We start from the raw sequence: 21,637 nt of genomic DNA, 5'->3' as shown, positions 1-21,637 counted from the left end.
CAGACAGTGCGTCCTCCGGAGGCGGTCAGCCGAACGCCGAAAGCCCGGCTGTTAAGATGACGGCATGAAGATCTGCGTCGTCACGGCCTGGTTTCCCTCCGACATTCATCCGGGCGCTGGGAACTTCGTGGCCAACGACGCCGCGGCGTTGAGCGAGGATCACGAGGTGATCGTCGTCCATCTCGTCGACCCGAAACTGGACGACGGATGGCGCGACTTCCGGCTGGGAGACGTTCGAGTCCTCCGCAGGCCCATGCCATGGGGCCGACCATGTGCGGCCGCTGCGACGATGAGAGGGCTGCGTCCGGTCTTCGACGGCGCCGACATCGTCCACACGATGGCATGTCCATCCCTCATCAAGTTCGCCCTCAGCCGCAGCCGCACCCCTGTCGTCCACACGGAGCACTGGTCAGGAATCCTCCGAACGCCCTCGTCCCGCATGGCAGGGCTGAAGATTCCACTGCTCAAGGCCCTCTTCCGCCGTCCGCGAGCCGTGTGCGCTGTCTCGAGCTACTTGGGGAGCGCGCTGGAGGTCGTGACGGGCCGAGCAGTGACCGTCATTCCCAATATCGTCACCCCTCCCCCCTATTCACCTCCCCGAGAGAGCGACGGAACCCTCCGGCTCCTATCGGTGGGCAACCTCGTCGCCGGGAAGCACCCGCTGCTCGCGGTGGACACCGTCGCCGAACTCGCAGATCGAGGATTCGACGTCTCGCTCTGGTGGGCAGGGCAGGGGCCCCTCGCGGACGAGGTGAGAGACCACGCGCGGAAGCTGCAGATCTCTGACCGCATCGAACTCCTGGGGCATGTTCCGCCGGCTCTTCTTGCAGCGCGATACGCGGAGGCGGACGTGGTCCTCCACACGTCGTCCGACGAGACATTCTGCATCGTCGCGGCCGAGGCGCTGTGCGCTGGCAGACCGCTCGTCATCCAGGACACGGGCGGACACCGAGACTTCGTCTCGGAGCCCTACTGCACCTTTCCGACGGATCGGACGCCCGCCGCTTTCGCCCATGCCGTCGAACAGGCCTATTCGAACCGCCGCAGCGACGGGTTCGAGTCATATGCCGGGGGCCTGGCCGAACTTCTCGGGCATCAGGCATTCAGAACCCGCTGGAATGCCGTCTATGGGGAGATCCTATGAAACGCGTCGATATCGTGATCGCCGCCCACAACCCGCAGCGTCGTATCGACCGCGCGGTTTCGTCCATTGTCAACGGCAACCCGGAGGCGCGCGCCGTCGTGGTGTGCCATAACACCTCGATCTCGTCGATCACGGCCGAGCTCGACCCCGTCCTTGTTGAGGGCACCACGTTCCTCGAGCTGAACGACAGCATCCCCTCGCCCTCGGGGCCGTTCATGTTCGGCATGAGGCAGTCGAAGGCGGAGTACGTCTCGATCATGGGATCCGATGACCAGCTCGAACCGGGCGCGGTGGCGGCCTGGCTCGAGCTCGCCGATCGTTACACAGCTGACAGCGTCATCACCCGCCTGACACGCGGGGAATCCCGGACGCTGGTCCGCTCCCCAGCGGCCCGCCCGTGGGCGCGCGGCATTCTCGACGTGTATAGGGATCGACTCCCCTATCGGTCTGCCCCGCTCGGATTGATCCGCAGGACGGCCCTCGAAGCACTCCAGCTTGAACTGACGCCGGGAGCGCGCAACGGCGGCGATCTCGAATTCGTATCCAGACTATGGTCGGGTGGCCGCGTCGTATACCAGAAGAGCGGCCCGGGCTATGTGGAGATGGCGGACGCAGATGATCGGGTCACCCACGTCGCCAAGCCTGTCGCCGAAGAGCTGGCCCCCCTGACAGGCCTCCTCTCGTCAGCCTGGTTCTCCGAGCAGACGAAGCGCACCCGCCGAGCACTCGCCGTCAAGGCGTACCGGCGCACCGTGGTCGACACGATCATCAAGCGGCCCCGTGTCGAAGACTGGTCGGCTGAAGATCTCAGCACTCTCGCCCAGATCGCGGCAGCCCTCCACCGGATCGGCATCTCGCCCTTCCTGTCGCTGGCCGAGTCGCGCCTTCTCGCTGCAGTGATGAACTCGAGGGTCGAGGACTTCTCGGCAGGGGTCGCCGCAGCCAAGAAGTATCGTTCCCCCGCCGCAATCGGGGGGACACACCCACTGTCCTGGGCAAGCCCCATCGGCTCCTTCCGCTACACCGTCGCGTCCGCTCTCATGAGGTAAACATGCCACATTCCACCGACCCCAGGGTTCTCCATTACCACGACTGCGCGGACGTGGGACTTGCCCTCGTCACGGAGTCTCGCCGCCAGGGCTTCGATTGGGATTATCTCAGCGCGCAGGATGTCATCCCCATCCGCCCTGCCAATCCCCTCGCCTCGAAGCTGCTGACAGCGAGAACGCTTGTGCGCAACAATCGGCGCGTTGCCGCCGCTGAGATCGTCCACGCGCACTATGCCATGGTGGTTCCGATCCTCCGAAGCATCTACATGCCCAAGAGACCATATTTCCTCACCCTGCACGGCACGGATATCCGCACCCACTGGGCAAATCCGGCCATGAGGCCCACCGTCCAGGCCTGTATCGATGACGCGATCAAGGTGTATTACACGAACCTCGATACGCGAGAGAACGCCGAGACCGCTCGTGCTGACGCTGAGTACATGCCTGCCTTTGTCGATCCGTCCCGACTCGCACCCTGGTCGCAGCAAAGCAATCGCATCATCTTTCTCTCGCGCTGGGAAGACAACAAGGGCGCGTCCGCAAACATCGAGCTCGCGGCCGAGCTCACTCGGCTTCTCCCCCATGTCACCCTCGAGGGACTCGACTGGGGCCGATATGCTCCGCAGGCTCGCGCCGCCGGTGTCCGTCTCCTCCCTCGCATGAGCCACGGCGACTACGCGAGGTGGGTGGCAAGCGGGACTATCGGGATCGGACAGGCCAATCCGATGCTCGGCGTCTCAGAGTTCGAGGCTATGGCGACGGGCCTTCCCGTAGCCGTCCTCGGATCGCGCATCCCCCGCCCCGACGACGGCAGCGTTCCACCCGCCCTCGAGGGGACGCTGAGCGAGGTTGTCGAGCAGATCGTCCTCTGCCTCGATGACCCGGCCGGCTATGCCGCCGCGCTCAACGCGAAAGACTGGGTCCTCGACCATCATCTCCCGGGACCGTATGTGGAGAAGCTGCAGGCCGAATATCGCAGCGCGCTATCGCGCTAGCGCAGGCCCCGGATTCTCGATGCGAGGCGTGCGCTCACCCCGGAGGCCGCCAGGCCGATGGGGGCGTCCCGATCGGTCAGGGATGTGACAAGCGAACTCGCGAGGGCTCGGTCCGTCAGCGCGGCCTGCTTCCATTCGGAGGCCGCCAGCAGAGTCTCCTCGAAGTCGCCTGTCTCGACAGCCCTCACGAGCCTGCCGTCACGGCGTGACAGCGGCGCATCGAATGTCGGATCGAACTCTCTCAACGTCTTCGTGAAGCTGGAGAGCCAGTCGAAGTCACCCTCGAGCCAGGCTTCCGCGGTGGGCCGCAGGTGCGCCGCGTCTGCGACGTGGACGCGGGCCATCTTGTAGCCCAGGGCGTGTTTCTGTTTCCGAGTAAAGGCTTGGACCCGAGGTTCGTCGAGCAGCGAGAGCCACGGTGCCCCGGTGCGCTCCAGCGGGCGCGGCGTGAAGGTCACCCTGCGGACCGCGTCTTTCCCGACGACGTACGCCGGATCATCCCAGTAGTAGGAGAATGATGCTCCCGAGGTCCACAGGAGTGCTGTGACTCGCATGTCGGAGCCCGCCGGGAAGACATTCCCGAAACGGTATTCTTCCGAGTCGAGGAGCGTCCGCTTGAAGATGCCGAGGGGTGCGGTGCGGAAGAACATCCGATCCCGCACTGCATCGAGCCTCTTCGACCTGCCTGTCAGCGGTTTGATGTTGTTGACCTGGGAGAGCTGGTGAGTCAGCGGCGCGATCACTCCATCAGCATCATCTCGGGATGCTCTCCTGCGCATGGCCTCGATGGCGCCATCCGCATACCAGTCGTCGGAGCCCATGATCCCCACCCAGGGGGCTGTCGCGGCCTTGATCCCCGCATCGAACGTCGCCCCCGGCATCCCAGGGTCTTCATTGAGCGGCAGGATCGATAGCCTGTCAGAGGTCGGCAGATCGAGAAGATCCGGGCTGATGTTGTGCGCCACGATGAGAACGCGCGCGCGGGGGTCTTTGAGCACGGATTCGGCGGCCCTGCGAACCGGGCGCGACTCATCGTGCACCGGGATGACGATCTCCGTGTCGATGACTGTCATCGTTCGCCCTCGCTGCTCGCAGAGCCTGAAACCTCCACGTTCGAACCGAGTCCGGACAGCGCGGCCTGGCGGGCGAAATCGGGTGCGGCGGCTATCACCCCGGCGAAGGTTCCGCTCGTCACCACTCTGCCGTCCTTCATGAAGAAGAGAACATCGGAGTCCTTCACCGTGGACAGGCGGTGGGCGATGGAGATCATCGTGACCTCTCCGCGCAGATTGTGGATGGCTTTGGACACCTCGGCCTCGGTCTCGCTGTCAAGCGCGGATGTCGCCTCGTCGAGGATGAGGATCAGCGGATCGGCATAGAGTGCGCGGGCGATGCCGAGGCGCTGGCGCTGGCCTCCCGACAGTCCGATGCCGCGCTCCCCGATGGTGGCCTGGAGCCCGCCGGGCCGCTCCAGCGTGGTCTCCCACATCTGGGCCTTCTTCAGGCATTCGATCACCTTCTCGCGGTCGATCTCACCCTTCCATGTCAATGCCACGTTCTGTTCGATCGTGCCATCGAAGAGCGAGACGTCCTGGGGCACATAGCCGATGAGGGACCGCCAGTTGGCGAGAACATCATCGAGATCCTGCCCATCGATTCGGATGGTGCCCTGCTGCGGTTCGAGAAGGCCGAGGATGACATCGACGAGGGTCGACTTGCCCGAGCCGGACTCTCCGACGAAGGCGACAGACGTGCCCATCCTGATCGTCATCGAAATATCCCGGATAGCGGGGTCGACCCTGTTCGGATACGTGAACGACACATTGTCGAGGACAAGCTCGCGCGGATCATGTGCAAGCGGTTGGCGCCCAGCCACCTTGCGCCGCTCGATATAGGTCTGCGCCTCCTCGATGTCACGGAGAATGGCACGGACCTGGGACGCATTCGAGTTCAGCACGTTCACTGTTCCCTGGAATCCGGTGAGTGCGGGGATGAGGCGAATGGCTGAGACGGTGAAGAGGACTACCGCGTTGATCGCGGCATCCATCGTGCCGGAGATGAGGAACGATGCGGCACCGATGATGATGAGCCCGCCGATGAGTGCGAAGTCCATGACGAACTTCGGGACAGAACCGAGGAACTGGATGTTGGCTCGAGCCCGCGTCGCGTGGAATCGAGCATCCTGGACCACACTCGACACTTCGGTGAACTTGTCGCGCAGCGTCACTTCCTTGAGCGCGCCCACCATGTCGGTCATGAGGCCGGCGGCCTTGAACGAGTATCGGCGATTGACGCGACCCGCTTCGAGGGTTCGGCGCGACAGCAGCCAGTAGATCAGCATGGCGATGAGGCCGAGATAGAAGAGCGTGACGATCGCCGTGACCGGCTGCGCGACCAGGAGGATCGCGATGACAGTCAGGGACGAGATAAGCATCGCGGGCAATCCCATGAGCGGGAGGATAAGGCCCGCGTTGATGGCGGCGACACCCACATCTGCCATGCGGACCAGCTCCGACGTCGACCTGCCGAGACGGTCGACCCAGGGAGCACCGAGATATGCGTCGAAAAGGGTCCTTCCCAAGTCCATCTCGAAGTCGGCGAACCTCCGGGTCGCGAACCACTGCTGGACGAGGGAGAGGACGGCCTTGAGGAGGATGACAGCCGAGATCGCGAGAATGACCCACACGTACTGATCCTGGCCGAACCGCCATCCGACCACCGGGATGACAATGTCCTGGCTGCTGAGAATCGACGTCATCGAGAAGGCGAGCGCCATGAGTGCTGCGATATCCATGATCGACAGGAGAGAGGCGACGATGATGTAGACGACCATGTAACGGGATGCGCCATCCGGCAGGAATGGCATCGCACGCATCAGATTCTTGTAGCCGTCTTTCATGCTTCACTCTCTTTTGGGTCTCCGAGGCATCCGCTCACTACCATGCCCATGGTAGCCCACGGCGCGTAGCCGACATCGACCTGGCCGAGTGACGTTGGACGACCGAGTATCATGGTGGACAGGAGCGAGATTTGGAGAAGGTGCGGCACATGCGGATTGCCATCGTGAGCAGAATCTTTGCACCGGAGCCCTCCGCGGCAACGTTTCGCCTTCAGGCATTGGCTTCCCGCCTGCATTCGGACGGACACTCCGTAGATGTCATCACCGCGTCACTCCCTCCAGGCACGGCCGAGATCGACGTCCCCTACCGCATTCGCCGAGTTCCCGTCCTGCGCGACTCCAGCGGATACGTTCGCGGATACATCCCCTACATGAGTTTCGACATTCCCGCCTGGGCGCTGCTCTCCTTCGGTCGCAGCTACGATGCCGTCATCGTCGAACCGCCCCCGACAACCGGATTCGTCACTCGGCTGGCGACAACCCTGCGATCCACGCCCTATTACTACTATTGCGCCGACGTGTGGGCTGATGCGGCGGGTCAGACCGGCAGCCCTGCAATCGTCGTCAGAGCTGTCCGTGCGATGGAGAGCTTCGCATGGCGGGGTGCCCGCCACCTCCTCTCCGTATCGGAGGGTGTGACAGAACGCGTTCGCCAGCTGGGAATCACGACCCCGGTCACAACCATCGGCAACGGTATCGACATCACGCCATTCACGGCCGCGTCGCGACCATGCTCGGGCAGCGAGTTCATCTATGCGGGAACAGCATCTGAATGGCACGGTGCAGGCATCTTCCTCGAAGCGCTGCCGTCCGTCCACCTATCCCACCCCGAAGCCACGATCCGCTTCATCGGCGGCGGGTCAGAGATCCAAGACCTCCGCACGCTCGCGCGAAACCTTGGGGTCGAGCACGCCGTCACCTTCGAGCCCGTCGTCCCACCGAACCGGCTAGCGCCCTCGATCATGTCCGCGGCCGCCTCGCTTGCGAGCGTGAAGCCGCACGCCGGCTATGACTTCGCATTCCCGACAAAAATGTATAGTGCGGCCGTCTGCGGGACACCCCTCATCTACTCCGGCATCGGGCCCGGACGAGCATTCGTCACGCAGGAGGTGGAAGGGGAACCGATTGGCATCGGTGTCGACATGGTTGCTGACGAGGTTGCCTCTGCCATGGTGGCCTGCCTTGACCATCCACGGTCGGACGCTAGCCGCGAAGCAATATCTTCATGGGCGAGAACCCGGCTCTCCATCGATGAGGTCGCGTCGCGGGTCGCGGAGATCATCAGTCGTTAAAAACCACTCTTGCGCGTCAGCCCGCACGTAGCATGATGTACATGAGCAAAACCCTTCGCACAGTGTCTTCTCATCGAACGCGCCTGGAGAGATTCGCTTCCTGGCTACGTTTATCTCCGCTTCTGCAGCCGATGCTTCTCTTCTGGTTTCTCGTGCTCGTGTCCGCACTGACTATCTACTTCTATCCCAAGACCGAGGAGGGGACGTACCTCCGAGAGATCGTGGTCGCCGCAATCGGGTCGCTCCTCACGATCCTTGGGGCGATTGCCGTCGCTTTAGTCGCCTTCCAAAAGCAGCTTCGTTCACGACGGGAAGCCAAAAAGATTCAACGTGTCGACCGAGATTCGTGGACGAAACGCAGCCTGAAAGTCGGAGGGATGACCATCGACGACATTGTCGTGGTGATCTCGTGCCGTCAACACTCTCCGTGGACAGAGAGCGCAGTGATGGAGTGGCAACCTACACTTCAGGGCGGGTCTCGTGCTGGCATTCCCGGCTCTGAGCTAGTCGAGCTCACAAAGAGTCAGTGGCTGGACAGTATCCTCCTGGATGCTCGGTCGAAGAAGATATCGTTGACCAACGGAGAATGCGTCGATATGAGAGACGTAACGATCTCATACATCCAGAACTCCTCCGGACGTCGCGTCCCGAAATATACGATCACCCCCGCCGTCGAGTACTACTTCGATTTCCTCTGCTCGACCGCCAATCTAGACCGACCATTCGAGAAAGAGGGCAAGCAGGTCACTCTCCGTTCTGAACTCGAGCAAGAACCCGTCGATATTGAGTCAGTGGGAGAGATACCGTATATGGCCAAGATCGGGGTGGGCACCGCAGCGATTACGTCTGACAACTATCTGGTCTTAGGAGTTCGGGGAAGAACTGCAATAGCTGGCCAATTCGGGGCGGAGGAACCCCGGAGGGCCGTTCATATCGTCGCAGAAGGGATGATCCCCGAGGACCGAGGGATCACAGGTCGCATCAACCCTGATAAGTCGGCGCGCCGAGCTCTGCGCGAAGAACTGGGCATCTCCACAGAATCTAGAGCTATCGGAGAAGTCAAGCATCTCGCAGCTACCGGGTTCTTCTTCGACCAGCTGCGCTACCAGCCCTGTTTTTCGTACATCTCGCACCTCGATGTCGACCGAAGCCAGCTTCAAGCAGGCCTCGGCGCTGCGCAGGATTCGTGGGAAGTCGAGAAGCTCTTGTTCATTCGCTTCGATCCGGAGAATGCTGAGCTTATTACGCTCCTGTGTCACGAGCATCCCGATCTCAAACTCGCCTCGAATCACGCACACGCCGTCTTGTGGTTCGCTTGCCTATACGAATTCGGGTACTTCCGGATGAGAGACCATCTGAATATGCCGCGTGGCCGTTTCGATACGGTAGGTGCGCCCAATAGTCTGTCTGGGTCAGGGATCCTGACCCAGACAAGTCAACAGGTTTTCAGGAGAGAGTAACTGTCTTGAGTGTGCCTGCGGACTCGAGGATCGCTTCGATGACCTCGAGTGTCTTCACACCTTCTGTCATCGTGACGATCTCCGTGCCGGTGCCGTTGACAGCATCCCGGAAGCGTTCCTGTTCGACGCGGAGCGGCTCTCGCTTCTCGATCGCGTAGCGGGTGACTTCCCCTTCGGACACTCCCCGGAACGCGGCGACAGCATCCCACTGGGTCGGCATCGTGCCGTTCTCGTAGAATGTCAGATCGTTGTTCATCGTGTCCGCCAGGAATGCTCCACGTTCGCCCGTCACGAGAGTGAGACGTTCCTTGAAGGGCGAGAGCCAGTTGACGACATGGTTGACAATGATGCCGTTGGCAAGCTGGCCCGTGGCCACAACCATGTCCTCGAACTCTCGGCCGGACCGGTGGGTCGTGTGCGCGGCGATCGACGAGTAGGTCGAACCGGCGACATACGAGGTGAGGTCGATATCGTGGGTCGCGAGATCCTTGACGACGCCCACATCTGAGATCCTGGCAGGGAAGGGTCCCTGCCTGCGCGTCAGGATCTGGTAGACCTGACCGAGATCGCCCGCCTCGAGCCGCTGGCGCAGCGCGATGATCGCTGGGTTGCACCGCTCGACATAGCCGACGGCTCCCGTCAGACCGGCTGCCTGGAAGGCCTCGGCCACCCGCTTGCCCTCTTCGACGGTGGCGGCGATCGGCTTCTCCACCATTGTGTGGACGCCCGCCTCGGCGAGTTTGAGCGCAATCTTCTCGTGGTAGACGGTCGGCACGGCAACAAGCGCCGTATCGATACCGGCGGCGATCAGCGCGTCCACATCGGGAAGAACCTCGAGATCCTTCGCAACACCGAACTTGTCGCCCATCGGATCGGCTACTGCCACGAGATCCATGCCGGGGGTCTCACGGATAACACGTGCGTGGTGGCGTCCCATCGCTCCGAGTCCGATAAGGCCTGCTCGCAGGACTGACATCACGCACCAGCCTTTGCGACAGCGTTGACAGCCTCGACGATGCGGTCGAGATCTGACTGGGTGAGCGAGGGGTGTACCGGGAGCGAGATAACCTGCTGGGCGGCCTCCTCAGTCTTGGGGAGCTCGAGGCCCGGGGCGTAATGCTCAAGGGAGGGCAGGCGGTGGTTGGGAATCGGATAGTAGACTCCGCAGCCGACTTTGTATTCGTTGCGCAGAGCATCGGCGAAACCATCGCGATCCTCCGCGACACGGATCGTGTACTGGTGGTAGACGTGAACAGCACCATCGGCAACCGGAGGAACGACGACACCTTCGAGGTTCGCGTCGAGGAACGCGGCATTCTCCTGGCGGGTTGTCGTCCAGCCGCCGACCTTTGTCAGCTGCACGCGCCCAATCGCAGCGTGGATGTTCGTCATGCGGTTGTTGAGTCCCACGAGCTCATTCTGGTACTGGATCTCCATACCCTGGTTGCGCAGGAGGCGCACGCGGCGTGCCACTTCGGCATCGGAGGTCGTCACCATGCCGCCCTCGCCGGACGTCATGTTCTTCGTCGGGTAGAGGGAGAATCCTGCGAATGTGCCGAACGTACCGACGTTCTTCCCGTGGAGCGCTGCTCCGTGAGCCTGGGCGGTATCCTCGAAGACCATGAGACCGTGCTCCTCGGCGATCGCCATGATCTCGTCCATGTTGGCCGGGTGCCCGTAGAGGTGGACGGGCATGATGCCCTTGGTGTTGGGCGTGATCGATGCGCGGATCGACTCCGGGTCGAGGCAGAAGTAATCCGGCTCGATGTCGGCGAACACCGGGGTCGCTCCCGTGAGCGCAACCGAGTTGCCGGTTGCGGCAAACGTGAAGGATGGGACGATGACCTCGTCGCCGGCACCGATTCCAGCGGCCAGCAGGCCCAGGTGAAGGGCGGATGTGCCGGAGTTGACGGCGATGGCCTCCGTGCCGGGGGTGAGCTGAGCGGCGAACTCGTCCTCGAAAGACTTCACTTCAGCGCCCTGGGCGAGCATGCCGCTCATGATGACGCTGTGGACGGCATTCGCTTCTTCTTCGCCGACAATCGGCTTAGCAGCGGGGATCATGGGAAGGTCCATCAGGCCCCAACCTCTCGTAATGTTGATTCGGTTTCTTCGTAGATTGTTCCTGTGACAGGGCACGCCCAGCGGCCGTTCCCCTCGTCCGCAAGCTTCGCGCCGGAATGGCCGACCCAGCCGATCTGTCGGGCAGGGACCCCCGCGACAAGTGCGTGCGGAGGGACGTCCTTCGTGACGACGGCCCCGGCCGCCACCATCGACCATGCGCCGATTGTCACGGGCGCGACGCAGACGGAACGGGCGCCGATCGCGGCACCCTTCTCGATCGTCACGCCGACTGGCTCCCAGTCTGAAGCCGACTTGATCGAACCGTCATCGTTGATGGCGCGAGGGTAGTGGTCGTTGGTGAGGACGACGGCGGGCCCGATGAAGACACCATCGGCAAGCTTCGCCGGTTCGTAGACGAGTGCGTAGTTCTGCACTTTGCAGTTGTCGCCCATCTCCACGCCTTCGCCGATGTAGGCGCCGCGTCCGACGATGCAGTTGCGGCCTACCACTGCGTGCTCTCGTACCTGGGCCAAGTGCCAGATCGAGGATCCATCGCCGATCTGTGCCTCTGGGGAGACGTCCGCAGAGTCAACAATTCTCGTCGCCATGCAACCTTCTTCAGAATGGATAGGACATTACCAACCACAATACATGAGACAATCCCCCTATGGACGGTACGAAAGGTCTAGGTGTGACAGCGGAAACGTGGCTTGTCGTCCCTCTGTACAACGAGGCGACAGTGATCGCCGGCGTCATCGGATCGACACTGAGGCGCTTCCCCAACATTGTCTGCGTGGACGACGGCTCCTCGGACCATTCGGCTGACTTGGCTGAAGCGGCAGGCGCCACCGTTGTCCGCCATCCGATCAATCTCGGACAGGGAGCCGCACTGCAGACCGGGATCGACTGGGTGCTGCGCTACACGGACGCCCGCTATCTCGTCACGTTCGACGCGGATGGCCAGCATCGAGTCTCGGACGCTCTCGCCATGATCGAACGGGCCGAAGCGGAAGACCTGTCGTTCGTCCTCGGTTCCCGTTTTCTCGCCGGTAACGTCCAGGCTGGCCTGATGAAACGCATCGTCCTCACATCGGTGGCGAAGGTTTCATCGATCAAGACGGGCATGAGGCTCACCGATGCTCACAACGGGCTGCGCGTTCTCCGCCGGGACGCGGCCGAGGCGATCAACCTCACCCAGAACCGCATGGCTCACGCCTCACAGATCATCGACCAGCTCGCGGCCTCGGGATTGCGCTGGGCGGAGCATCCCGTCACCATCGACTACACGGACTATTCTCGCTCGAAGGGCCAGTCCCTGCTCAACGGGATCAATATCCTCACCGATCGCTTCTTCGGACGCGTCTAGCAGCGTGGGGGCGGCCCACAGATGCACACCAGACCACGTGCCCAACTATCATGACCCTGGAAGGGAGTCCCATGCTGATTCAGGTCGTTCTCATCGCGACTGTGCTTGTGTGCGCCTACTATCTCGTCAGGTCGACGGCGCGGGATAAGAACGTTGCCCTGCGGCGGCTCCTGCTCGCCCTCTTCGTCGTTGTCGGGATCGTCTCGATTATCTTCCCCCAGATCACGACGACGGTGGCGCAGTTCGTCGGCGTCGGCCGCGGCACCGACCTCCTTCTCTATATGCTCATCATCTCCTTCCTGTCGTACTCCGTCGTGTCGTTCAGGAAGATGACGGCAATGGAGAATCGAATCACAGATCTTGCCCGTGAGGTTGCCCTTGCCACCTCAGATCCTGCCAGGAAGCAGCACGACCCCGGTACCGAGGCGTAGGGCAGCGCTGCCGGCTCGTGACATGTGAGCGGCGTAGCGATTTCTCACCTAAACCCCGATTGTCGACTAGCGTGTCTACTATGAAAATTTCTGTCATTGGTTGTGGTTATCTTGGTGCTGTCCACGCCGCGTCGATGGCCGAGCTCGGCCATGACGTGGTGGGCATTGATGTGGACCCGGCAAAGATCGACCAGCTCAGCAAGGGCATCGCGCCATTCCACGAGCCCGACTTCGCTGAGATGCTTGAGCGCGAGGTGGCCCGGGGGCGCTTGACCTTCACCACCGACATGCGTGCGGCCGCCGATGCTCAGGTCCACTTCATCGGCGTGGGAACACCCCAACGAGGCGATGGCAAGTGCGCGGACATGACCTACGTCAATGCCGCTGTCGATGCCCTCCTCCCCCACGTGGGACACCATCCCGATGGGCCATCGGTCGTGGTCGGCAAATCCACTGTCCCGGTAGGCACCGCGGATGCTCTCGAACCCCGGGTCACCGATGCGGGCGCGATCCTCATCTGGAACCCAGAATTCCTGCGAGAGTCTTTCGCCGTCCAAGACACCCTGCGCCCCGACCGCCTCGTCTACGGCCTGTCCTCGGACCCGCAGCGCGCCGAGGTCTCCCTCGCTGTCCTCGACGAGGTCTACCACGACATCATCGCAGCCGGCACGCCGCGCCTGACCATGGACTTCCCCACCGCTGAACTCGTGAAAGTCTCAGCGAACTCGTTCCTCGCGATGAAGATCTCCTTCATCAACGCCATGGCAGAGATCTGCGACGCCACAGGGGCCGACGTGACAAAGCTTGCCCAGGCGATTGGCAAGGATGACCGGATCGGGCACAAGTTCTTGCGCGCCGGAATCGGGTACGGCGGGGGCTGCCTGCCCAAGGACACTCTCGCCTTCCAAGCACGCGCCGAAGAGCTGGGCCTGTCCTCTCTCGATTTCCTCACCGATATCAATGCCATCAACGAACGTCGCCGCCAGCGCCCCGTCGATCTAGCTGTTGCTGAGCTCGGCGACGTGACAGGCAAGCGAATCGCCATCCTCGGTGCCGCGTTCAAACCCAACACGGACGATATCCGGCAATCACCCGCCCTCGATATCGCCTACCGCCTGAAGGCCCTGGGAGCCGACATCATCATCACGGACCCGGCCGCAGGCCCGGTGCTGGCAGCACGTGACCCCCACGCCCCCGTTGTCGCCACCGCCCACGAGGCGGTCAAGGACTCCCACATCACCCTGCTCCTGACCGAGTGGAAAGACTTCATCGACCTCGACCCCACCACACTCGAACCAGCCCGCCCCATCGTGATCGACGGCAGAAACGCCCTCGACCCCACCACCTGGAAAAATGCCGGATGGACATACCACGGCATGGGCCGCTCCTAGAAAGAACACTATGAAGATTCTCGTTACCGGCGGCGCTGGCTTCATTGGCGCCAACTTTGTTCACACGACCATCGAAGAGAAGCCAGATGTCGAGGTCGTCGTCCTGGACAAGCTGACCTATGCGGGCAATCCAGCATCTTTGGCGGGCCTCGACCGGGTCACGCTCGTCGAGGGCGATATCGCTGACATGGACACCGTTGATCCGCTCGTCAAAGACGCCGACCTCGTCGTCCACTTCGCGGCCGAGTCACACAACGACAACTCGCTCAACGATCCCTCTCCTTTTATCACCACCAACATTGTCGGCACTTTCACTCTGCTTGAGGCAGTGCGCCGACATGGAGTACGTTTCCATCACATCTCGACCGACGAAGTGTATGGCGACCTCGAGCTCGATGATCCGGCGAAGTTCACGCCCACGACTCCCTACCACCCATCCTCGCCCTACTCGGCGTCGAAGGCCGGCTCGGACCATCTCGTGCGCGCCTGGGTCCGCTCGTTCGGCGTGGCGGCAACGATCTCGAACTGCTCCAACAACTATGGGCCCTACCAGCACATCGAGAAGTTCATTCCCCGGACCGTGACGAATCTGATCGACGGGGTGAAGCCCCGTCTCTACGGTGCGGGGCTCAACGTCCGCGACTGGATCCATGTGCGCGATCACAATACTGCCGTGTGGGCGATCATCGATCGTGGCACGATCGGCGAGACATACCTCATCGGAGCGGATGGTGAGAAGAACAATCTCGAGGTGGTGCAGATGATCCTCGAGGAGTTCGGTTACGACAAGTCCGACTTCGTGCACGTCAACGACCGTCCGGGCCACGACCTGAGGTATGCGATCGACAACACGACTCTGCTCGAGCTCGGCTGGGAGCCTGAGTTCAAGGATTTCGCTTCCGGGCTCGCCGATACCGTCCAGTGGTATCGCGACAACGAGGACTGGTGGCGCGCCCAGAAGGCTGCCGTCGAAGCGAAGTACGCCCAGACCGGCCAGTGATGGCTCGCTAGCCTCGTGCTTTCATGACGGTGGGTGGACTGTAGTGGCCTGAGATGGCGAAAGTGCCCCTGACTTAGGATGATGTGTTTTGCGAAGCACAATCATTCAACAAGCGAGGAGCACCTTCGAGGTGAAGAGTACCGGCTCGTATCCCAGGGTTCATGTCGATACCGCGAAGGTGACCGCGGTCGGGCAGGCTGGCGGGATCCTGCTGACCGAAACCATCCGCGCGGCCGGCCTGGACCGGGCCCTGTCGGAGGCGCTGTCCCGGTGGCGGAAACCGTTGGCGGTCCACGACCCAGGCAAGATCATCTGTGATCTGGCGGTGTCGCTGGTGCTCGGCGGTGAAGCGTTGAGTGACCTCGCTACCCTGCGCGCTGAACCAGGGGTCTATGGCCCGGTGGCGTCGGATCCGACTGTGTCGCGCCTGATCGCGGCCCTGGCCGAGGACGCAGACAAGGCCATCAAGGCGATCGCCGGAGCCAGGCAGCAGGCCCGCGCCAGGGTCTGGTCGCTGGCCGGTGAGCATGCCCCCGACCACGAGTCGACTGCCGAGGATCCGGTGGTGATCGATCTCGACGCGTCGCTGATCACCGCCCACTCGGAGAAGCAGCGCGGCTGCGACGCAAACGAGGCTTCGGGTTCCGCCCGTTGATGGCGTTCGCCGACCACGGGCCCGAGGGAACCGGCGAAGCCCTGGAGGTCCACCTACGCCCCGGGAACGCCGGTTCGAACACCGCCGCCGATCACATCACCGTCACCAAACAAGCTCTCGCGCAGCTCCCCGACCGGAACCCGCGGCCCGGACGCCGCGTGCTGATCCGCGCGGACGGGGCCGGCGGCACGAAGGAGTTCACCAAGTGGCTGACCGGGCGCAGGGTGGCGTACTCGGTCGGTTTCACCCTCCCCATGGACACCCCCGACCTCTACCACCTGGTCCCTGAGCCGGTTTGGGTGCCGGCCCTCAACAGCGATGGCGAGGCTCGCGAGGGGGCCGATCTTGCTGACTTCACCGGACTGCTGAACCTCGACGGTTGGCCTGCCGGGATGCGGGTGATCGTCCGCCGCGAACGCCCTCACCCCGGCGCTCAGCTGCGGTTCGACGACGTCGACGGCTACCGACTCACCGCCTTCGCCACCAACACCACCCTCGGCACCCTCCAGCAGCTGGAGCTCAGGCATCGTCGCCGCGCCCGCTGCGAAGACCGGATCCGGATCGCGAAAGACACAGGCCTGGCCAACCTCCCGTTGCACGGGTTCGACCAGAATCGGATCTGGTGCCAGATCGTCGCCCTGGCCTCCGAGTTGCAGGCCTGGAGCGCGATGCTGGCGCTGGCCGGTCATGAAGCCCGCCGCTGGGAACCGAAACGGCTCCGCTACCGGCTCTACACCATCCCCGCGACCCTCGCCAGAAGAGCCCGCCGCACCGTCGTCCACTTCAGCGACCGATCCCGCTGGGCCGAGCTGATCATCGACAGCATCAGCCGACTCCGAAACCTCCCGGCACCAGCCACCTGACCCTACGTTCCTCCACATGTCCCTCTGAATCTGGCAGCTCCCGGCCTGGAAACCCGCACCGCAGACGTCACGCGGGGTCTTGTCGCACCCACCTGCAAGAATCAGCTCAACTTCGACGCCACCGGCGCCGACCAGCCCCACACAGGGCCGTCATGAAATATCGAGGCTATACCCATATATGCCACATATGGACATATAGGGGTATAGAGAGTTATAGAGTCAGGATGTTGCGTCAGCGTCATCGCTGTGGGATGTGCGGGAAGAAATTGGCAGGGTGTCTCGGGCAGTTGGTAAACAGTGCATCGCGGGCGGGGTTCGCGATGTCGGTGTCAGCGTTGGTAAATGGCGACCATAGTTCGCGTTGTTGAGCCATGCCCTCCATCCAAGCCTCTTTGCTCGGGGGCTGGCCGGGGTCGAATCCATGTTCTCTCACGCATTCGCTCGCTTCACCGGTCCAGTAGGTCCACAGTTCTTCGGCTGCCTGTTTCGGGTACGGCAACCCAAAGTATGGGTTGATCGGGTAGGACATCACACACGTGTAGAAGGCGTAGTTCAGTGATTCTCCCTGCTGAGCAGGAACATCCCCAAATTGAAGGGAGCCATCCGCTAGAGCCTCAGCGTGGAATCCCTGCTCATTCATGCAATCAACCATGACAGACGGATGCTCGTGAGGCTCCACGATTCTCACCAGAGGTACGTCCAACTTACGGTCTGGAGAAATCCTGCCCCCTTCGCGGGCCAGGGTCATTTCATGCTGACGGGTCTCCTCAATGAGCTGGTCTATGGACCTGCCTTGGAGAGCCTGGTCCCACGTGTCGGGCAGCGCTTGGGCTGCAGGTGGCTGCGAAGCGGGGATGCTGCTCGCTGACTCGCTGCTGGCCGGGGGCTGTCCGGCACACCCCACCAGTCCCAGTGAGGTGACCAGTGCCGAGATGACCAGCGACAGCGTTGGACGGGGAGAGTTCATTGTTGGAGCCTCCGTGGAAGTAGATCGAGGATGGAGTTCGCAGGAGCCCTCAGTCAGGTCTTCAACCGCATGTGCTAGCTGGCCTTGGTGATGCTGGTTGTTCAAGCGGTCGAAGACAACCCTGTTTGGGGCCTAGGCATGCCGGAACGCCCAAACATACGCCGGGGGAAGACGTTTGAACTAGGGACCTCTTGAAGGCAGGCCCGAGTCAACCTCCGCAGTTGGCCCCGGGAGGGCAGTAGCAGTTGGCTGATTGTGAAAACAACTTGTCATATGCCGTGATCGAAGCCATCACGTAGCCGGACACGTTCGGCTTGGACGTGGTGAACGAACCGCCCGTGTTCTTGCTTCCACGGAGGACGCCGTCGTAGTAGTGTTCGACACGCTTGTTGACGGAGGAGTTGCTGCTGATAGTGGCTGTACCCCCAAGGGGGCAGGAGAGCTGTCGCGCCCATGCGTCGGCCGATGCCTCTGGCGCTGTCACAGCGGTCGCCACTGCTGCCAACATCACTACCGACAGTACTGACCTATTTCGCTTCTTCATGGGACTCTCCTTCGAATACATACAATGGGGTGCCGAACCCCTGTGCGCAGCCTAGATGATCCTTTGCGGGGAGTGTGGGGAACCGTGAAAGTGCGTGTCGGGGAGTGCTTACGGTGTGCGGAGGACGGAGACGGGGTCTCTGGTGGCTGCGAAGAGTGCTGGGGGGATGGCGCTGGCGGCCGCGGCGAGGATGGCGAGGATGGTCACGCCCGCGGTGAAGGCTGCGGGCGGGGTGGCGCCGCTGCGTTCGGCGATGAGGAGACCTGCGGCGATGCCGAGGGCTGCGCCGATGATCGCGGGGGCGATGGTGCGGGTGGTGACGATCGCGATGATGGTGCCTCTGGTGGCGCCGAGGGCTCGACGGCGGCCGAGGTCGGCGCGTCGGACGAGGACGTCGGCCAAGACCACGATCGCGATCAGCACCGATCCCGCTGCCAGCACGCCGAGGAGGAGAGTGCGGCCGAAGGCGGTGAAGTCGCCAAGCACCTGATCGCGGAGTTCTGCCAGTCCGATGGGCGATTGGACATTGAGATCGCTGGGGTCGGTGGCGGCGATGAGGCCGAGGACTGCTTGTTGGGTGTGGGCGGCGTGGCTGGCGTGGTTGAGGATCACAGACAGGCTGGAGGCGGTCGCGTCGCCAGCGTTGTAGATGATGCCGGAGCCGTAGTCGCCGAAGGGCTCGCGCGGGGTGAAGGATCCGACGACGCTGAACTCGCGAGTCGAGGGCGTGGCGGCTTCGGTGACCCAACCGAAGGGATGGGTGAAGCCGAGGGTGGTCATGGCGGCCTCGGAGACGAGGGCTTCGCCGGGTGCGGGCCAGCGGCCTTCGGTGAGGGTGGCGAGGGCTTGGATGTCGCCGATGACGCCCCAGGTGGCGACCCGGTCACCGCCTTGGCCCACGGGGCCGGAGACGGTGTCGATGGCAGACAGGAGCCCGACGGCACGTTCAACGGTGCTGAGACCGGCGGTTTGCGTGACGATAGTGGAGTTGAGGTGGCTACGGTTGCGGGCGTCGATGACGACGAGTTGGCGGGAGCCGGCTGCGTCGATGCGTTGCTCGAGTTGCCCCTCAGCGGCGGCGGTACGGCCGACGGTGGCCAGCGTGCCGGCAACCATGACGGCCACGAGGAACGCGACCAGGGCGGTGGGCACCTTGTTGGCCCAGGTGGTGGCGAGCCCTTCGCGGAGCGTGACCCAGGTTTTCATAGCGCCAGTACCTCGTCGGCGTGGTCGAGCACGAAGGGGTCGTGCGTGGCGATGACGACGGTGCGCTTCCCGTCGGCGGCTGCCGAGAGCGCGGCGAGGACTTCGGCGGCGTTGGCGCGGTCGAGGTTGCCGGTGGGTTCGTCGGCGAGCACGACGGCGGGGTCGGTGACCAAGGCGCGGCAGACCGCGAGGCGTTGGGCTTGGCCGCCAGAAACTTCTCCGGGGCGGTGATCGGCGCGGGCTGCCACTCCCATCCGCTCCATCAGCTGCAGCGCTGTGCCTCGGGCTTGGCGCGGGGTGGCGCCGCCGTAGAGGGCGGGCTCGATGACTGAATCGACCACCTTGCGGGCCGGGTCGAGGGCTGCATCCTGGAACACGAACCCGATCTTCGTGGCGCGAACCTGAGAGCGGCGCCAATCCGACCAGGTTGACACCGGTTCCCCGCCGAGCAGCACTTGGCCCTTCGTGGGGGTCAACATCAGGCCGAGCACGTAGAGCAGGGTCGACTTGCCACGCCCCGACGGACCGGTCACCGCGGTCATCACGCCGGGGGTGAACGAGTGGGTGAGCCCGTCGAACAGCTCCTCGGCGCCGCGCCGGTAGGCAAACGACAATCCCTCCACCGCCAACACGGGCTAGCCCTCCTCGGTCGGTTCAGCTGACGGTTCCCCGGCCGCTGGGGCGGCGGAACCGTCGGAGATCTGGACCTTGGTGCCCACCTCGATGCCCTCGACGATCACCATTCCTTGACCAGAGCCGAGCACGGTCACGGGCGATTGGCCGGATTCGGTGATGACGAACGTCGCACCGTCAGGGGTGGAGCGCACGGCTGCTGCCGGCACCCCAACACCGCTGACCCTGGGCACCACGACCACCTGCGAACGCAGCGTCACCTGCGGATCGAGCGGCAACGAGCCGCAATCGCCACCGCACACCTCGCCCCCATCAGGCGCGACCAACTCGAACGACACCGTGCCGCCCTGATCCGGTGTCGATCCCGCGATCACCGCCGGCCACACCTTGTCCTCGAACGTCACCTCGATCGTCGCCTCGGCCGGCACGAGCCGTGCCTGATCATCGGTCAACACCAGCACGAACTCTCTGGCCCCGGTCGGTGCCAACACTGCATCCTCGCCCCCGGCAAGCACCTTCCCCAGTGCGATGTCCTCACCCAACGAGACCGTGATCGGAAAGCGCGGCAGCGCAACGAGTTCCCCGCGAGCGACCGTGCCGGTCTGCGAACGCCCCTCGGCCTTCTGCCACGCAATCACCGCGCGCTGCGTGTCCCGCCCGAACGTGCCGTTGGCCTCGCCGGAGAAATGCCCCAACCCAGCCAACATCTGCTGCAGCGCCGCGACATCTTCGCCAGACTGGCGGCGCGCCAAGTCACGCCACATCGGCCGCTCCGACTGCACCGCCCGCACCGGCGTGTTGCCCACCGTGTACAGCACATCGCCAACATTGACCTCGCCCGGATGAACCGACGTGACCACCCCCGCCAAAGCGTTCGACGCGGCCACTACCGCTGGCTGCCGCAACGTCGTCGCATACCCCAGCGAGCGTCCAACAGTGGCCTCGGCAGCCTCACCCCACACCGGCTCAGCCGAGGCAACCTCCACCGGCGCCGATGACGACAACGTCGCCCGAGCCGCCCACCACCCAGCGGCCACCGCGAAACCGACCACCAGCAGCGCCACAACACCCGTCAACAACCGCTTCACCCGACACACCTCCATAGCAATCAACTTTGACCACGGCATTCGCCACCCATCCGCACAACCCTACCCCCAGTGTGGTGTTTGTTCCAGGCTCGTTCCCCCAGGGTCTGTCAGAGAAACGGTGTAAGTGGCTCCATCGCCCGTCAGGGCAGGAGGAGTCATGATGACCGAGACAACCACCAGCAGCAGCTCGTCGGCCGTAGAGTCGGCCAGACTGGAAGCTGTGACCCATTTATCACTATCCCCGGAGGAGCCGACCGAGCTCGACAAGGCCCAGCGTGAAGCGATCGCGCAGATGGTGCGCCAGGCCCGCGATGCGGGTATCGCCCTGACCGGCCCCGACGGGTTGCTGAGAGCATTGACGGCTCAGGTCGTCGAAGCAGCCCTCGACGAACAACTCAACGAGCACCTAGGCTATGGACAGACCCCCCGGGTCGAGGAGGTGGGGAATGCGGCTTTGGGTGGAGACAGATGGACATCCTTGGTGCACGCTTGCGGGGGGAGTGGCTGAACGGGACCGCAGCCACCATATCCCAGGTCATCACAGGCGTCACTCTTCATTCAAGGACGAGGGGGTCGGCTAGCCTCGCGCT

At 63.3% G+C, this 21,637-nt stretch carries 20 protein-coding genes and 1 pseudogene; 11 read left to right on the top strand and 10 right to left on the bottom strand.

Annotation, left to right across the window (positions count from 1 at the left end):
• The first annotated feature begins 64 nt into the window (after positions 1 to 64).
• From H2O75_RS02535 to H2O75_RS02525, 3 genes are read left to right on the top strand one after another with little or no spacing between them, the layout of a single operon-like run.
• Positions 65 to 1,144 carry a glycosyltransferase family 4 protein gene (locus H2O75_RS02535; protein ID WP_182173220.1) on the top strand — a complete coding sequence of 360 codons (1,080 nt, stop codon included), beginning with the start codon at positions 65 to 67 and terminating at the stop codon, positions 1,142 to 1,144.
• Positions 1,141 to 2,193, top strand: coding sequence for a glycosyltransferase family 2 protein (locus H2O75_RS02530; protein ID WP_182173217.1), 1,053 nt, complete (start codon positions 1,141 to 1,143; stop codon positions 2,191 to 2,193). The genes H2O75_RS02535 and H2O75_RS02530 overlap by 4 nt, the downstream gene beginning before the upstream one ends.
• 2 nt (positions 2,194 to 2,195) lie before the next feature.
• Complete coding sequence (locus H2O75_RS02525) at positions 2,196 to 3,188, top strand: glycosyltransferase family protein (RefSeq protein WP_182173214.1); 993 nt, start codon at positions 2,196 to 2,198, stop codon at positions 3,186 to 3,188.
• On the opposite strand, the gene H2O75_RS02520 is transcribed toward H2O75_RS02525, so the two are convergent.
• Together H2O75_RS02520 and H2O75_RS02515 are read right to left on the bottom strand one after the other, a co-directional pair.
• Positions 3,185 to 4,261, bottom strand: a complete 1,077-nt coding sequence (locus H2O75_RS02520; protein ID WP_182173210.1) for a glycosyltransferase family 2 protein — start codon at positions 4,259 to 4,261, stop codon at positions 3,185 to 3,187. The genes H2O75_RS02525 and H2O75_RS02520 overlap by 4 nt on opposite strands.
• Entirely contained in the window at positions 4,258 to 6,087 is a 1,830-nt protein-coding gene (locus tag H2O75_RS02515; RefSeq protein WP_182173207.1) for an ABC transporter ATP-binding protein, read from the bottom strand. The genes H2O75_RS02520 and H2O75_RS02515 overlap by 4 nt, the downstream gene beginning before the upstream one ends.
• A 149-nt stretch (positions 6,088 to 6,236) precedes the next feature.
• Between H2O75_RS02515 and H2O75_RS02510 the strand changes: the two genes are divergently transcribed.
• Together H2O75_RS02510 and H2O75_RS02505 are read left to right on the top strand one after the other, a co-directional pair.
• A complete protein-coding gene (locus H2O75_RS02510) occupies positions 6,237 to 7,379 on the top strand; it encodes a glycosyltransferase family 4 protein (RefSeq protein ID WP_182173204.1) in 1,143 nt (380 codons plus the stop codon).
• Between the two features lie 41 nt (positions 7,380 to 7,420).
• The gene (locus H2O75_RS02505; protein WP_182173201.1) at positions 7,421 to 8,839 is read left to right on the top strand and encodes a LapA family protein; all 1,419 of its coding nucleotides are present in this window, start codon (positions 7,421 to 7,423) and stop codon (positions 8,837 to 8,839) included.
• Here H2O75_RS02505 and H2O75_RS02500 read toward each other — a convergent pair.
• Genes H2O75_RS02500 through H2O75_RS02490 form a run of 3 tightly spaced genes read right to left on the bottom strand, consistent with a single transcriptional unit; the run spans position 8,826 to position 11,511 of the window.
• On the bottom strand, positions 8,826 to 9,815 hold the full coding sequence (locus H2O75_RS02500) for a Gfo/Idh/MocA family protein (protein WP_182174849.1): 990 nt from the start codon (positions 9,813 to 9,815) through the stop codon (positions 8,826 to 8,828). The genes H2O75_RS02505 and H2O75_RS02500 overlap by 14 nt on opposite strands.
• Positions 9,815 to 10,915: a DegT/DnrJ/EryC1/StrS family aminotransferase gene (locus tag H2O75_RS02495; protein WP_182173198.1), complete on the bottom strand. Its 1,101-nt coding sequence runs from the start codon at positions 10,913 to 10,915 to the stop codon at positions 9,815 to 9,817. The genes H2O75_RS02500 and H2O75_RS02495 overlap by 1 nt, the downstream gene beginning before the upstream one ends.
• Positions 10,915 to 11,511 (bottom strand): acyltransferase, encoded by a 597-nt coding sequence (locus tag H2O75_RS02490; RefSeq protein ID WP_182173195.1) that lies wholly within the window; start codon positions 11,509 to 11,511, stop codon positions 10,915 to 10,917. Before H2O75_RS02490 ends, H2O75_RS02495 begins: the two co-directional genes overlap by 1 nt.
• 59 nt (positions 11,512 to 11,570) lie before the next feature.
• On the opposite strand from H2O75_RS02490, the gene H2O75_RS02485 reads away from it, so the two are divergent.
• The 5 genes and pseudogenes from H2O75_RS02485 (at position 11,571) to H2O75_RS02465 (ending at position 16,609) form a co-directional block, all read left to right on the top strand.
• Positions 11,571 to 12,269: a glycosyltransferase family 2 protein gene (locus tag H2O75_RS02485; RefSeq protein ID WP_182173192.1), complete on the top strand. Its 699-nt coding sequence runs from the start codon at positions 11,571 to 11,573 to the stop codon at positions 12,267 to 12,269.
• A gap of 71 nt (positions 12,270 to 12,340) precedes the next feature.
• Entirely contained in the window at positions 12,341 to 12,700 is a 360-nt protein-coding gene (locus H2O75_RS02480) for a DUF2304 domain-containing protein (RefSeq protein ID WP_182173189.1), read from the top strand.
• A gap of 80 nt (positions 12,701 to 12,780) precedes the next feature.
• The gene (locus H2O75_RS02475; protein ID WP_182173186.1) at positions 12,781 to 14,091 is read left to right on the top strand and encodes a UDP-glucose dehydrogenase family protein; all 1,311 of its coding nucleotides are present in this window, start codon (positions 12,781 to 12,783) and stop codon (positions 14,089 to 14,091) included.
• 10 nt (positions 14,092 to 14,101) lie between these two features.
• Positions 14,102 to 15,091: a dTDP-glucose 4,6-dehydratase gene (rfbB, locus tag H2O75_RS02470; protein WP_182173183.1), complete on the top strand. Its 990-nt coding sequence runs from the start codon at positions 14,102 to 14,104 to the stop codon at positions 15,089 to 15,091.
• 130 nt (positions 15,092 to 15,221) lie between these two features.
• Positions 15,222 to 16,609 (top strand): annotated as a pseudogene (locus H2O75_RS02465) (IS1380 family transposase).
• A gap of 238 nt (positions 16,610 to 16,847) precedes the next feature.
• On the opposite strand, the gene H2O75_RS02460 reads toward H2O75_RS02465, so the two are convergent.
• The 5 genes from H2O75_RS02460 to H2O75_RS02440 form a co-directional block, all read right to left on the bottom strand.
• Entirely contained in the window at positions 16,848 to 17,576 is a 729-nt protein-coding gene (locus H2O75_RS02460) for a hypothetical protein (protein WP_155950458.1), read from the bottom strand.
• Between the two features lie 208 nt (positions 17,577 to 17,784).
• Positions 17,785 to 18,120, bottom strand: coding sequence for a hypothetical protein (locus H2O75_RS02455; RefSeq protein WP_155950459.1), 336 nt, complete (start codon positions 18,118 to 18,120; stop codon positions 17,785 to 17,787).
• Between the two features lie 108 nt (positions 18,121 to 18,228).
• A complete protein-coding gene (locus tag H2O75_RS02450) occupies positions 18,229 to 19,326 on the bottom strand; it encodes an FtsX-like permease family protein (protein ID WP_051542976.1) in 1,098 nt (365 codons plus the stop codon).
• Positions 19,323 to 19,958, bottom strand: coding sequence for an ABC transporter ATP-binding protein (locus H2O75_RS02445; protein WP_028705592.1), 636 nt, complete (start codon positions 19,956 to 19,958; stop codon positions 19,323 to 19,325). Before H2O75_RS02445 ends, H2O75_RS02450 begins: the two co-directional genes overlap by 4 nt.
• 3 nt (positions 19,959 to 19,961) lie before the next feature.
• Positions 19,962 to 21,047, bottom strand: coding sequence for a peptidoglycan-binding domain-containing protein (locus tag H2O75_RS02440; RefSeq protein WP_182173180.1), 1,086 nt, complete (start codon positions 21,045 to 21,047; stop codon positions 19,962 to 19,964).
• Positions 21,048 to 21,204: 157 nt separating this feature from the next.
• On the opposite strand from H2O75_RS02440, the gene H2O75_RS10970 reads away from it, so the two are divergent.
• Entirely contained in the window at positions 21,205 to 21,555 is a 351-nt protein-coding gene (locus tag H2O75_RS10970; protein ID WP_182173177.1) for a hypothetical protein, read from the top strand.
• The last annotated feature ends 82 nt before the right edge of the window (positions 21,556 to 21,637 follow it).

This window comes from Flaviflexus equikiangi (assembly GCF_014069875.1).
Taxonomy (GTDB): Bacteria; Actinomycetota; Actinomycetes; order Actinomycetales; family Actinomycetaceae; genus Flaviflexus; species Flaviflexus equikiangi.
This window is presented reverse-complemented; position numbering and strand designations above follow the sequence as displayed.